Genomic DNA, 13,585 nt, shown 5'->3' with positions numbered 1-13,585 from the left:
CAAAATTATGTGCGAACAGACATTTACCTGCGTTCAAAACCGTCGGATTTCAGATGTTTTCCACAAATGTGGACCTAAATTAGAATTATCCGAATTTTTTTATGGTCTTACGCATAGAAACGATTGACGCTGCTCCACTTCCCGCATACATGAGCAGCGTTCCTGATTGAAAAACATCAGAACAATGCGCGGGTGTAGCTCAGTTGGTTAGAGTGCCGGCCTGTCACGCCGGAGGTCGCGGGTTCGAGCCCCGTCACTCGCGCCATTCCTCTCTACAAAAGAGGAATGTTCCGAAACAAAGTTTCGTTTATAATCAATCATATACCTTGTTGATTTTTTTTAACGAGAAGCTTTCGCTTCGCGTATTTTCCTTGGTCTTTGCCAAGGAATATGGCGGGCCTTATGACCCGCCAACATATCAAAAGCCGAAATTATTCCTGCGTGATATTCAGCATAGGAACTGCGCCGTTTGGCAGCATGGTCGTCGGTAACTGGCCATTCCACCGTTCGGCCTGCGTAAGCGAGACCAGCCCCGGATTATCCCGCAACGCGTCACCACGCGCCTTGATGGCCTGAGCCTCTGCATCACCCTTCAGGCGAATGGCTTCTGCATCAGCTTGCGCCTGCAAACGCACGGAATCCGCTTGCGCCTGCGCATCGGCACGGCGCGCATCTGCCTGAGCGTTGGCCTGCGTAACGGTGATTTCCGCCTGTACTTTTTCCCGTTCGGCATTCTGACGAAGTCGCTGAACTTCCACTTCGGCCAGCATACGCTGTTCGATGCTTGCTTCATAAGCATCAGAAAAATCAATGTTTTCGATCTGTACGCTGTCGATAATGACGGGACCGCTTACGCTTTTCTGGATTGCGTCTGCAATTTCCTGATTGAGACGGCCACGTTCCTGAATAGCTGTCATCGCAGCAAATCGACCGAAAACGGTTTTGCTTTCTTCAAACACCCGGCGTTCGACCAGACGCGACAGAAGCCCATCTTCGCCGCCATAGGTGGCATAGACCTCTTCCACACGATCTGGCGGAATACGGTAATTAACCGACAGGTTCATGGTGGCAGGCTGTTGATCCCGGCTATAGGCCTCCATACCATTATAAATTGCAGCCTTTGACTGCACCGAAACCCGGACTACTGAATCAATCAATGGGATTTTGAAACCAAGTCCCGGCTGTGCGACACCGGCAACTGCGCCGTAGCGGAGAATAACACCGCGCTCGCCTTCATCAACAGTATACCAGGACCCCAGAATGACACTCAAAATGGCTAAGCCAATAAAACCGGCAATAGCCGTTGGAATATGACGCATATCATCTCCTCATACGCTTAATTAATAGGTGCTCAATAAGCGCAAAAGACAAATAATAAAATCGAAACAAACCTGAATAGCCGAGTATGGACAATTATTTTGATATTTTTAGATCTACTCTAATTAATAGCAATGCTGAGGTGCTTAAATAAGCTCAACGCGGCAAAAATTTCACTCGAATGTATAATCGCGGTAGTATCATTAAATCTGCACACACTAAGTGATTTACAGGTAATTTCTCTCTTATATTCAGACAGTTATACCGGATTTTCTAATATAACTTTGACTATTCACGAGAATTGAAAAATAAAAGCATATCTTCTTGCAATCACTGTTGGAATGGCCGCTGCTTCGCCTTCACTTGCTTGCACTGCTGAAGAAGTAAGCGCAAAGGCAACAGAATTTTCCACGAAGATGCAGGAACTCGCAGCCAAGGACCCTCAGAAGGCGTCTAAAGTAGCTCAGAAGCTATCTGGAGCGCAATCGCAGCTCACAACCGATGCTGAAAGCGCCTGTAAGGTCTACGACGATATTCTTGCTGATTTGAAGTAATTCTCTGAATGGCGACGTTCGCATTCTGAGTGCCGCCACCAATAAGCAATATAAACTGATCAGAAGGTCAATTGCACATCCAGTGCCTTTTCGCACTCGGTAAGTTCCGCTCCGAATTGGGTCAGAGCGGCATCATATTCCGGCTCTTTTGTGCTGTCGCTGTTAATGTAACCAGAGATGGTTTCCACGATACTCTTAAGCGAACTGGCTGCTGTATCGCACATCTTGTACGTCTGATATGATGCTGGGTCGGGACTGTTCTTCGCAATTTCCTGCCACTCGGACTGCGCATTGGCAACAGGTACCTTTACCTGCTCGTCCATCGCAATACCCAGAGCTTTTGAGCGTCCGTCAGAGTTCTCCCCCAGTTCGATATAGGTAAATAGTCCTTCAACTATCGACTTCCTGAGTTGAAGTGAATCCGTTTTCGCATCCGCAAGGGCTGGAGAAATCATTGCAATAGCAATGACGCTGGTCATGGTCGCCTTGCTGAAAAAACGCACATTTAGCTCCCATATAAAATTTTCGCCATTTTACAGCCCATTCAAATCAAGGCAGGAAACCTTCTTGCCGACAGACCTGCGATAGCCAGACAAATCAGCAACAAATGCCAGCATTATGTTCAGCTGGCATTTGTTGAACAGTATTAGACGCTTTTTCTAGCGCGCGACAAACCAAAAAGCCCCGAAATCAAAAGTGCAGCACCAACACCGATGAGGCCATAACCCAACGCACCTGAACCAACGTCAGCCTGATTGGCTGAGGCAATTGCTGCTGCGGCTTCGGATGCACCTGATCCATTTGCCTTCGCATCCATCATGGCAACAACGCCGGGTTCATTGCATGATGAAATGAGTGTTTTTTGGGCTTCAACGCTATCTTTGTAGAGATTTTTTACGTTCTGCTCGCAGCGCAACTGATCAGCCGAAGAAACGCCCGAGGCGCTAAACTGAAGATAAAAACCACTGATTAAGAGTATTACTCCTGCGACAGCCATAATAGCTGGAGCCGCTACTGCACTTTTTTGAGCCATATCAATTTTTCCTGTATTAACTAAACGTAATAGATCGTGAGTCTTGTAAGGAGACAACCCACGAGCTCTCACCATCAGTGAATAACAGCGCAGGATATCGAGATTGCAGTAATGATTAGCTGGAACTGGTGCGATTCTTTTAGAGACAAACGCACAACGCGATACGTCAAATTTCCATTCCAGTTCATTTGAACCAGAAATCACCATGAAATAGGTAGTAAGTCATTGATTTTATGGCGCACCCGACAGGATTCGAACCTGTGACCTCTGCCTTCGGAGGGCAGCACTCTATCCAGCTGAGCTACGGGTGCATCGCCGGGAGGCTGAACGCCTCAATCCAGCCGTTTCTAGCTGAACCACGCCGCTGCTTCAATGGCCTATTTGGCAAAATAGCCATGAAAAATCCGCGCGTTCTCGTTCTCTTCCCTTATCCAATAGTTGTGGGCGCCCACCCACACTTAACGCGGGAAGGAAACCATATCGCCATAGAGCTCGCGAAGCTTGGCTTTCACTGCCGGCGAATTCTGATAAATCTCTATAAACTGCTTCAGGCGGGGATCATCACGCAACTCAGGACGCGTCACGAACTGAAACGCATAAATCGGCTCATTTTCAAAAATCAGCCCCGATGATGCCTCCAGACCGGCCAGTTTGGCAAATGTTGGATAAGTTGCAGCAGCATCCACATCATCCAACAATCGAGCAATTTGTGGTCCATCCAGCTGTACGATCTTAAGCGGTTTTTTCCAGGTCACAACATCCTCCAGGCTGGCGCGTTGACCTGAACCCGGCTTGAGTTCCAGAAAGCCTGCCTGTTGCAAAAGAAGCAGAGAACGCCCTGTATTAATTACATCTCCAGAGAAGGCGATCTGCGCATTATCAGGTATATCCGCTAGCTTCGAATATTTTTTGGAGTAAAGCCCGAAGGGCGTGCTGAAAGCTGGCGCAACTGGCACCAACCCATTGCCTGTATTGGAGTTAGTATAATTCAAATAGGGAATATGCTGGAAGAGATTGGCATCGACCGTCTTATCCGCGACAGCAGTATTTGGCGTGTTCCAGTCGCTGAATTCCACCAACTCCACATTTAACCCCTGCTCTTTTGCCTCGGCAACGGCCACTTCGGCAGCTTGATTGGAGATGCTTGTGGCAAGAGCAATTCGCAACGTCTTCTTGTCTTCAGCATGAAGAGAAACCGGCGACAACAACCCTGCAAACAGGGCCGCGGAGAGAAACACAAAGCGACGGCGATGCAACTTACCGGAAACATTAAGACTTGAAGATCGTGCAGGGATGGTCATGACATGCCTAAAAGTTGATATTTTTTATCCAGTATATAGACTGGCGATGGCATTAAGAAGCGAAACTTATGTCTTAAATCGCTCCGGGACAGTTCGGAACGGCTTTCGGAACAATAGATGGAGAACCTGACCATCATATCCCAATTCGGATCAGACTTGATCACGATCAATGAAGCCAAGGTTAGTTATCTCTAATTGTCTTATTAACGTCACCCGGCAGTGACAACTTCCCGGTTCATAGCCACCTCATGACTGAATTAATACCTCCCAGCTTAACAGCAGAAAAGGATACATCATGTCGAACACAGCTAAAGTTGCATTGGTAACAGGTGCGGCGCAGGGTATCGGACGCGGTATCGCTCTCCGCCTCGCAAAAGATGGCTTTGATATTGCACTGGTCGACCTGAAGGCAGACAAGCTTGAAGCCGTTAGAAAGGAAGTAGAAGCGCTTGGACGCAAGGCATCAACCTTTTCCGCTGATGTCAGCAAACGCGAAGATGTTTACGCTGCAATCGACCATGCCGAGAAGGCGCTCGGCGGATTTGATGTCATTGTCAATAATGCCGGCATTGCACAAGTTCAGCCTATTTCCGATGTGACGCCAGAAGAAGTTGACCGCATTCTCAAGATCAACGTCGAAGGCGTTTTGTGGGGTATTCAGGCTGCTGCAGCCAAATTCAAGGCACGCGGACACAAAGGCAAGATTATCAATGCCTCGTCAATCGCGGGCCATGATGGCTTTGCCATGCTGGGTGTTTATTCGGCTACCAAATTTGCCGTGCGCGCACTGACACAAGCTGCCGCCAAGGAATATGCAAGTGCTGGCATCACCGTAAATGCTTACTGCCCCGGCATTGTTGGCACAGACATGTGGGTCGAAATCGACGAACGCTTCTCTGAAATTACCGGCACGCCAAAGGGGGAAACCTACAAGAAATTTGTTGAAGGTATCGCCCTCGGTCGCGCGCAGACACCAGAAGACGTTGCAGCGCTGGTTTCATTCCTCTCGAGCCCTGATTCCGACTACATCACGGGTCAGGCGATCCTTACGGATGGCGGTATCGTTTACCGTTAAACACTTCTGCTGAAAAAACATAGGCATAAAAGAAAAGGCGGGAATTTCCCGCCTTTTCCTTATCCAACATGCAGACCCGGCGCTTCCTGCCCGGTACTTTCAACATATTCGGTGTAACCACCACCATATTGCTGAATGCCATCAGGTGTCAGTTCCAACACACGATTGGAAAGTGCCGCCAGAAAACGACGATCATGCGATACAAAAAGCATTGTGCCTTCATAAGCCGAAAGCGCTTTAATCAGCATTTCTTTTGTGTCCAGATCGAGATGGTTCGTCGGCTCATCAAGCACAAGGAAATTCGGCGGATCAAACAACATCGCAGCCATGACCAGTCGGGCTTTCTCACCGCCGGACAGTACACGGCACTTCTTTTCAATGTCATCTCCTGAGAAGCCGAAACAACCAGCCAATGCGCGCAAAGGTGCCTGTCCAGCCTTTGGAAAGCGCTGCTCCAGCCATTCGAGAATGGTGCTGTCGCCTTCCAGAATATCCATGGCGTGCTGCGCGAAATAACCAAGCTTCACACTGGCACCCAAGTTTACGATACCGTGATCCGGCTCGGTCGCGCCTGTGACCAGCTTGAGCAATGTCGACTTGCCCGCGCCATTGACGCCCATGATGCACCAACGTTCGCGACGGCGCACCATGAAGTCCAGACCGTCATAGATCGTGCGGCTGCCATAGGTCTTGTTGACACCTTTAAGGCTGACGACATCTTCACCGGAACGTGGCGCCGGAGCAAAATCGAAAGCGACTGTCTGGCGGCGGCGTGGTGGCTCGACCCTGTCGATCTTCTCAAGTTTCTTTACACGGCTCTGCACCTGCGATGCATGGGATGCACGCGCCTTAAACCGTTCAATGAACTTGATTTCCTTGGCCAGCATTGCCTGCTGACGCTCAAACTGGGCCTGTTGCTGCTTTTCATTCAACGCGCGCTGGCTTTCGTAGAAACCATAGTCACCGTTGTAGGAATTGAGAGAACCACCATCAATTTCGATGATTTTTGTCACGATGCGGTTCATGAACTCGCGATCATGCGAGGTCATCAGCAATGCGCCGTCATAGTTCTTGAGGAAAGCCTCAAGCCAAATCAGGCTTTCAAGATCAAGATGGTTGCTTGGTTCGTCGAGCAGCATCACGTCAGGACGCATCAAGAGAATTCGGGCAAGCGCCACGCGCATTTTCCAGCCGCCGGACAATTTGCCGACATCGCCGTCCATCATTTCCTGGCTGAAACTGAGGCCCGAAAGAACTTCACGGGCACGTCCGTCGAGGCCGTAGCCGTCCAGCTCTTCATAGCGGCCCTGAACCTCGCCATAGCGCTCAATGATTGCATCCATCTCGTCGAGACGATCAGGATCGCACATTGCCGCTTCAAGTTCGCGCAACTCTGCTGCAACGATACTGACCGGCCCTGCTCCATCCATGACTTCAGCGACAGCAGAACGCCCACCCATTTCGCCGACATTCTGATTGAAATAACCGACGGTTACACCTTTTTCGACAGTGACCTGCCCTTCATCGGGCAGTTCTTCTCCGGTGATCATACGGAAAAGCGTTGTCTTGCCAGCACCGTTAGGTCCGACAAGACCGATCTTCTCCCCACGGTTCAAGGCGGCGGAAGTTTCGATAAACAGAATGCGGTGGCTGTTAGACTTGCTGATATTGTCGATGCGGATCATGAGCGTGGGAGGCCTTGTGATAAATTGGCCTCCCTATGACATGGCTTGATGCTCGTGTCACGCGGCACGGCTCAGCTTCGGGCAATTGATTGCCTATGGAATATGATGAAGCCATTTTTCTGTGGCGAATTTTTCCTCGGCGAGTTGTTCCGCCGCAGCAAATTCTTCAGGCGTAATTGTGCCGCTTACACCACCATTCAGCGAGACAAACATTTCCGTCATACGATCGATGACTTCGCGGCGCGGCAAGCCTGTCTGACTGCGTACCGGATCTACACGCTTGACGGCACTGGCCGTGCCTTTGTCTGATAGCTTTTCCCGCCCGATACGCAGAACTTTCACCATTTTCTCAGCGTCCATGTCATAGGCCATGGTAACATGATGAAGAACCGTGCCACCCGAATAGCGTTTTTGCGCTGCTCCGCCGATCTTGCCCTTTGAGCTCGAAATATCGTTGAGTGGCTTATAAAATGCGTCAATTCCAAGTGAATTCAGCGATTTCAACACCCATTCATCGAGGAACGCATAGGAATCCGCAAAACTCATATCGCGAACCAGATCACCGGGAGCATAAAGCGAATAGGTAATCGAGTTGCCCGGCTCTACAAACATGGCACCTCCACCAGTCACGCGGCGTACAGTTTCCACGCCCAGCTCCCTGGTCGCTTCCATATCCACTTCATTGCGCAACGATTGAAACGCGCCAATGATGATCGATGGACGTTCCCATTCCCAGAAACGCAAAGTCGGCGCACGGCGTCCGGCGGCCACTTCGCGTGCCAGAACCTCGTCCAATGCCAAATGCATTGTGGGCGTTAACGGTGGAATATCGATGATTTGCCATTCATAATCGCGCCAGGTTCGGGCGACACCTAACGCTCGCCGAACAGCGATGGCAACAGCCTCGGGGCTGAAACCGATCATGAAAGCATCAGGCCGAAGTCCCTTCCTGACAGCCTCGGCAATGTCCTCAGCTGAAGACGTTGCAGGCAAACCGTTCAGTGCATCACGAATATCATCAAGGGCTTCTGCAGGTTCGAGAAAAAAGTCGCCAGCTACCTGAACTTCGTTCAGCTTATTGTCCTGAACCTCCAGATCGATAACAACCAGTTTGCCACCGTGGACCTTGTATTCACCATGCATTTTCTTACGACCTTGCTGACGAGAAACATTGAACTGCACTCTTGCGGATTTAACCAGAAAAGGGAACTATCTAACTGGATTTTTTACACGATTTGCGTTCAACTCACCGCGCGTGCGTGAGATTTTGACCTGTGAAACGCGGCTCGGCGTTCATTCTATGTTCAAGAACTGAAATCTATAAGAACTCATCAGACATTCAAACAATGGTGTTAGCCTTGGCGACTCTTCTGTCCAATAAAATCAGCCTGGTTGCAGGCATATCGGCCTTCGTTGCATCTATGTATGCAATTGCCCCTGCACCCGCAGAGGCGGCGCAATTGCAGCGTTGTGCCGGAGAAAATGAAACCTGCAGGCTTCCGTACCCAACTGAAGTGATCTACGGCGCGAATGGCCGCGGAACGTCACAGTTCATCGACGGTCCGAATGTGCGCTGCTCCAACCAAGTTTTTGGTAACCCGGCACCCGGCGCAAGGAAAAGCTGCTCTTTCGTTGTCCGAGATCGTTACGAAGATCGACGTGATGATCGCCGCAACGATTGGCGCGACAATCGTCGTGATGACAGGCGCAATGACTGGCGTGATAACAGACGCGATGATCGCGGCCGTGGCGACTGGCAGCAATGCGCAAAGGAAAAAGGCTTCTGCGATTTTTATGGTCGCAAGGTTGTGCGGTACGGAGCCAAGGGGCGTTTCGTAGAACGCATGTTCCGCGATGGCGTACAATGTGACAACCGTAGTTTCGGCGATCCGGCACGGGGCCAGGGGAAAGCTTGTTACATTCAGAATTAATATAGAAAATTGAACTTCTTAAACACCGGTCTGATTGAATCAGATCGGTGTTTTATCTTTCTGTTTCGATACAAATCGTGTCAGAAGTCCGTTTCATGCTTTTCGGGATGGCTTACAGTCCCATTCAATTGATGGACGCGACCCACCTAAACGCGTCAGCCATTTGCAAAAACACCAACGATTGGTAGCCGGATAAGGATTGACCTCTCAAAGAGCAGCCAATCGGGATTCCGCCGTTTTGTCGAATGCTTTCTGCAAGCCTGAATCGCGGCCATAAATATCGTTGAAGAAACGTACATTGCCCGTCGCATCAGGCCACGCTGTGAAATAAGCAATGTAAACTGGAACTGGGTTGGCCACCTTGATGCCGCGTTCATCCTTGCCAAAATATTTGCCCAGCTCATCGACAGATTTACCCAGAACTGCTGCTGCCATGTCGCGCGGTCGCTCCAGACGAATACAGCCATGGCTCAGAGCGCGCATGTCACGACCAAAATAGGATTTCGCCGGGGTATCATGCATGTAGATGTCATGGGAATTGGGGAATAGAATCTTCAACTCACCCAAAGCATTATCAAGGCTCGGCTTCTGACGAATACCGACATGGGCCTTGCCTGCAGCAACCGCACTCCAGTTTACTGCACTCGCCGAAACCTTTTTGCCGCCGACATAGACTTCGTAGCCATTGCGGTCGAGATAGCTGGTATCGCGCATCACCTTAGGCAGCATCTCGTTCAGAATGATCGAACGCGGCACGCCCCAAGATGGGTTGAAAACAACGGTCTGAACCTTGTTATAGAAGAAATAAGTCTGATGGGTTGGTGAGCCGATGACCACATTCATAGCCAGCTTTTCTTTGCCATCTTCAAAATACTCAGCGCGATAGGACGGCTGATTAACCATCACATAACGCGAGCCAAAATCATGCGGCAGCCAACGCAGGCGCTCCATGGAATAAATAATTCGATCACGCTTGACCGAATCCTGTTCGCCTTGAAGAGCCGCAATCGTGTTCTTGCCGATAATGCCATCTGGCGCACTGCCGGAAAGCTTCTGATAATCCTTGATGGCTGTTGCCAGCTCTGGATCATAGATGCTGGCATCCGCGTGGGCCTGCAATACGTCGCGGTGCTGCTCGAGATATGTCGCGGGCGCATGTCTGGTAATAAGTGCGACGACTTTGCCAAGCTGATCGTTTGTATCGCCGGGACGGATCGCCTTATCGAGCGAGATACGAATAGGTTCACCGGCCGGCGCTTCGGTATTTGCCAGCTCGCGCTTCAGGGAAGCGTAAGTCTCATTGTTGGGCTGGAAAGTTTTGAGATAAGCGACCGGATCGCTTTCTGATGAAAGACGTGCAAGCACAGCCTTGAGATCGACGCGACCGCGCGGCAAATCATGGAAGCCGCTCAGCCTATCGGCGATAACCCGACCCTCGCCTGCATCCATCGCATAGCGCAAGGCACGCGCAGACATGCGAATTTCAAAATCCGCAAGTTTCTGCTGACGCTCTGCGAGCTGTGCCTCATCAAAATGATCACCCGGGATAGCGACTGCATATTCTTCGGGGTTCAGTCCGTCTCCATCGGCCTCAGCAAAGAAAGCCGCAACATTCCGGGCTTTATCCAGCGCCTTATTATCAGATGACCAGAGGAAAGCGCGCTTTTCCGAATAGAAACTGACAACAGCTTCGGCAATTTGCTTTTCGGCTTTGACGTCGACAGTCTTCAGATAGTCCGTCGCTGCATCAAATGCACGTTCGCCTTGAGTTTCATCCGTTTTCTTTGATGGACCGATTGGCGACATACCAGATGTCAAAGGGCCGGCTTGGGCGGAATCAACCGCGGCCGTTACCTGCATATCAAGCGCTGAGAAGTCCACTTTTACAAGCGCATCTGGCTTATAATTGTAAATCTGCGGTCCCTTGACTGTGACACGCTGCGCTGGAGGCACAGCAGCCCTCGGCACCGAAACAGGTTTAGCGGTACGCTGTTCGGGAGCCACAGGCGCAACTTGCACAGGAGGTTGAGCTTGCTGCTGTCGACGCTGTTGAAACAGTTCCAACAACGAATTTGCAGCCTGCGCCGGTACTGTCGAGAAAAGTGTCGACGCTGCCAGGGCGAAAGCAAGTGCATTGCGGACATAAGGACCGCGCTTGCGACTATTTTTTACGTCCTGCTTAAAATATCTGGAGAACTGCATTCCAACCGCCAATTCAATGCAATCGCTAACAAGCGAATCCGCTTCAATCTTTGCCCGTAGAATTGATGAATGTCGTATAGAATCTTTTAACGTTAATGCCTTCCCCTATTATTTTGGGCCCAATTTCATCAATTTTTTTTGAAAAGTGCTTTGGCGGACACACGACCCGGCTTCAAAGTGCCCGGCTGAACAATGTGCCGCAGTGGATTCCGCTCTTCATCACGATAAAAGCCCGACAGAATATGTCCCGACTTTGGTTTTGAGCTCAATCGTGGAGCGCATCACCTCAGATACAGCAGGCAAGCAAGCGAGGTACCACAATGGCAGAAGCAAGCGCCGCCGATCTTTTCCCACTTGGTGAAGATAACACCCCTTATCGCAAACTGACTTCGGACCATGTGTCTCTGGACACCTTCAAGGGACAGGAAATCCTGAGCGTTGAAGCTGAAGGCCTGCGTATCCTTTCGGAAGCGGCATTCGCTGACATCAATCACCTGTTGCGTCCGGGACATTTGCAGCAGCTTGCAAATATCATGGAAGACCCCGAAGCCACCGACAATGACCGCTTCGTTGCTTACGATCTTCTGAAAAATGCCAACATTGCTGCCGGTGGGGTTCTGCCAATGTGTCAGGACACTGGCACCGCGATCATCATGGGTAAAAAGGGCCGTCGCATCTGGACTGAAGGCGGCGACGCCGATGCGCTTGGTGCCGGCGTTCTGGATGCCTATAACAAGAAGAACCTGCGTTATTCGCAGCTTGCTCCCCTTTCGATGTTCGAGGAAAAGAACACCAAAAACAATCTGCCAGCTCAGATCGACATTTATGAAGAAGGCGAAGACGCTTACAAGTTTCTGTTTGTAGCCAAAGGTGGCGGTTCTGCAAACAAGACCTTCCTGTTCCAGGGTACGCCTTCATTACTGACGCATGATCGCATGATCGATTTCCTGAAGGACAAGATCCTCAGCCTTGGCACAGCTGCCTGCCCGCCTTACCATCTGGCAATCGTCATTGGTGGCACCTCTGCCGAAATGAATCTAAAGACCGTGAAACTTGCGTCAACACGTTATCTCGACAACCTGCCAACGCAAGGGTCCGAAACAGGCCACGCTTTCCGCGATCTTGAGATGGAAGCAGAGATTCACAAACTCACACAGTCGCTCGGCGTCGGTGCACAGTTTGGCGGCAAATATTTTTGCCATGATGTTCGCGTCATCCGCCTTCCACGCCACGGTGCATCGCTGCCTATCGGGCTTGGCGTTTCCTGCTCTGCCGATCGTCAGGCCAAAGGAAAAATCACTAAGGACGGCATCTTCCTTGAGCAGCTTGAAACCAATCCGGCGAAATATATGCCTGAGATTGATGAGGAAAAGCTGTCATCGCACGTGGTCAAGATCGACCTCAATCAGCCAATGGAACAAATTCTGAAAGAGCTGTCGAAGCATCCGGTAAAGACGCAACTTTCGCTGACAGGATCGATTATCGTCGCACGCGATCTGGCACATGCGAAAATTCGTGAGCGCCTGGAAAATGGCGAAGCCATGCCCGATTATTTCAAGAATCATCCGATCTATTACGCTGGTCCGGCAAAGACACCGACTGGCTATGCCTCGGGCTCTTTCGGACCGACGACGGCTGGTCGCATGGATTCCTATGTCGATCAGTTTCAATCGTTTGGCGGATCAATGGTCATGCTGGCCAAGGGCAACCGTTCCCGCCAGGTTCGTGAAGCCTGCGGCACCCACGGCGGTTTCTATCTCGGCTCTATCGGTGGCCCGGCCGCTCGCCTTGCACAGGACTGCATCAGGAAGGTTGAAGTGGTCGAGTATCCGGAACTTGGCATGGAAGCCATCTGGCGCATTGAAGTGGTCGATTTCCCGGCCTTTATCGTTATCGACGACAAAGGCAACGACTTCTTCAAGGAACTCAATCTCGGTTAAAAAACAAAGGGCGGTTACGACCGCCCTTTGTTTCATCTGAATTTCTTATTTCGGATCGCGTTTCAGGCCTTTTGCCGAAAGCTCATCCAGATAAGTCTGCCAAAGCGTGTCTTTCTCAGTGCCCAGCTTGTGGAGATAAGTCCATGAGAACAAGCCCGTATCGTGCATATCATCGAAGGTTATGCGGACCGCGTAATTGCCAATCGGGTCCATGCGCATGATTTCGACATTGCGTTTACCGCCTACGGTCACACGTTGCTCCGGTGAATGCCCCTGCACTTCTGCCGACGGCGACAACACACGCAGAAGCTCGGCCGTCAGCTCGAACCTCGCACCGCTTTCAAACGCCACCGTCAGAAGCTTACGGTCTTTCGAGACACGCAATTCAGTGGGCCAGACATCACTCATAATTGTTCTCCGTCATTCCAGCGGCTGTTCATTCCAGGAGCGCAAACATGTAAATTATGCTCTCGCCGCCCTGAATGGTGCCAAATCAAAGAGATATTGATCTTCACCCGCGATGAGAAGAGATAAAAGACCGAACGGT

The 13,585-nt window shown here is 50.6% G+C and carries 12 protein-coding genes and 2 tRNA genes; 5 read left to right on the top strand and 9 right to left on the bottom strand.

What is annotated here, in order from left to right; translation table 11 throughout:
- Positions 1-188 precede the first annotated feature (188 nt).
- Positions 189-265, top strand: a tRNA-Asp gene (locus CEV32_RS11130).
- Positions 266-431: 166 nt separating this feature from the next.
- Here CEV32_RS11130 and CEV32_RS11125 read toward each other — a convergent pair.
- Complete coding sequence (locus CEV32_RS11125; protein WP_094577183.1) at positions 432-1,319, bottom strand: prohibitin family protein; 888 nt, start codon at positions 1,317-1,319, stop codon at positions 432-434.
- A 339-nt stretch (positions 1,320-1,658) separates the two neighbouring features.
- On the opposite strand from CEV32_RS11125, the gene CEV32_RS11120 reads away from it, so the two are divergent.
- Positions 1,659-1,871, top strand: a complete 213-nt coding sequence (locus CEV32_RS11120) for a hypothetical protein (protein ID WP_094577182.1) — start codon at positions 1,659-1,661, stop codon at positions 1,869-1,871.
- A gap of 59 nt (positions 1,872-1,930) precedes the next feature.
- Here the strand turns inward: CEV32_RS11120 and CEV32_RS11115 are convergent, their stop codons facing one another.
- From CEV32_RS11115 to CEV32_RS11100, 4 genes are all read right to left on the bottom strand, one after another.
- Positions 1,931-2,374 carry a hypothetical protein gene (locus CEV32_RS11115; RefSeq protein WP_094577181.1) on the bottom strand — a complete coding sequence of 148 codons (444 nt, stop codon included), beginning with the start codon at positions 2,372-2,374 and terminating at the stop codon, positions 1,931-1,933.
- A gap of 143 nt (positions 2,375-2,517) precedes the next feature.
- The gene (locus CEV32_RS23925; RefSeq protein ID WP_235818797.1) at positions 2,518-3,111 is read right to left on the bottom strand and encodes a hypothetical protein; all 594 of its coding nucleotides are present in this window, start codon (positions 3,109-3,111) and stop codon (positions 2,518-2,520) included.
- Positions 3,112-3,138: 27 nt separating this feature from the next.
- Positions 3,139-3,215: transfer RNA gene (locus CEV32_RS11105), tRNA-Arg, on the bottom strand.
- A 147-nt stretch (positions 3,216-3,362) separates the two neighbouring features.
- A complete protein-coding gene (locus CEV32_RS11100) occupies positions 3,363-4,205 on the bottom strand; it encodes a MetQ/NlpA family ABC transporter substrate-binding protein (protein ID WP_094577180.1) in 843 nt (280 codons plus the stop codon).
- A 295-nt stretch (positions 4,206-4,500) separates the two neighbouring features.
- Between CEV32_RS11100 and CEV32_RS11095 the strand changes: the two genes are divergently transcribed.
- On the top strand, positions 4,501-5,280 hold the full coding sequence (locus CEV32_RS11095; RefSeq protein ID WP_094577179.1) for an acetoin reductase: 780 nt from the start codon (positions 4,501-4,503) through the stop codon (positions 5,278-5,280).
- A gap of 59 nt (positions 5,281-5,339) precedes the next feature.
- On the opposite strand, the gene CEV32_RS11090 is transcribed toward CEV32_RS11095, so the two are convergent.
- Both CEV32_RS11090 and CEV32_RS11085 read right to left on the bottom strand, forming a co-directional pair.
- A complete protein-coding gene (locus tag CEV32_RS11090; protein WP_094577178.1) occupies positions 5,340-6,965 on the bottom strand; it encodes an ABC-F family ATP-binding cassette domain-containing protein in 1,626 nt (541 codons plus the stop codon).
- A 93-nt stretch (positions 6,966-7,058) separates the two neighbouring features.
- On the bottom strand, positions 7,059-8,147 hold the full coding sequence (locus tag CEV32_RS11085; protein ID WP_235818796.1) for a lipoate--protein ligase family protein: 1,089 nt from the start codon (positions 8,145-8,147) through the stop codon (positions 7,059-7,061).
- 167 nt (positions 8,148-8,314) lie between these two features.
- On the opposite strand from CEV32_RS11085, the gene CEV32_RS11080 reads away from it, so the two are divergent.
- The gene (locus CEV32_RS11080; protein ID WP_328587915.1) at positions 8,315-8,896 is read left to right on the top strand and encodes a hypothetical protein; all 582 of its coding nucleotides are present in this window, start codon (positions 8,315-8,317) and stop codon (positions 8,894-8,896) included.
- Positions 8,897-9,103: 207 nt separating this feature from the next.
- On the opposite strand, the gene CEV32_RS11075 is transcribed toward CEV32_RS11080, so the two are convergent.
- On the bottom strand, positions 9,104-11,098 hold the full coding sequence (locus tag CEV32_RS11075) for a L,D-transpeptidase family protein (protein ID WP_094577175.1): 1,995 nt from the start codon (positions 11,096-11,098) through the stop codon (positions 9,104-9,106).
- A gap of 320 nt (positions 11,099-11,418) precedes the next feature.
- Between CEV32_RS11075 and CEV32_RS11070 the strand changes: the two genes are divergently transcribed.
- A complete protein-coding gene (locus CEV32_RS11070) occupies positions 11,419-13,038 on the top strand; it encodes a fumarate hydratase (protein WP_094577174.1) in 1,620 nt (539 codons plus the stop codon).
- A 45-nt stretch (positions 13,039-13,083) separates the two neighbouring features.
- Here the strand turns inward: CEV32_RS11070 and CEV32_RS11065 are convergent, their stop codons facing one another.
- Entirely contained in the window at positions 13,084-13,446 is a 363-nt protein-coding gene (locus tag CEV32_RS11065) for a gamma-butyrobetaine hydroxylase-like domain-containing protein (protein WP_094577173.1), read from the bottom strand.
- Positions 13,447-13,585 lie beyond the last annotated feature (139 nt).

It is taken from the genome of Brucella rhizosphaerae (assembly GCF_002252475.1).
Classification (GTDB): Bacteria; Pseudomonadota; Alphaproteobacteria; order Rhizobiales; family Rhizobiaceae; genus Brucella; species Brucella rhizosphaerae.
This window is presented reverse-complemented; position numbering and strand designations above follow the sequence as displayed.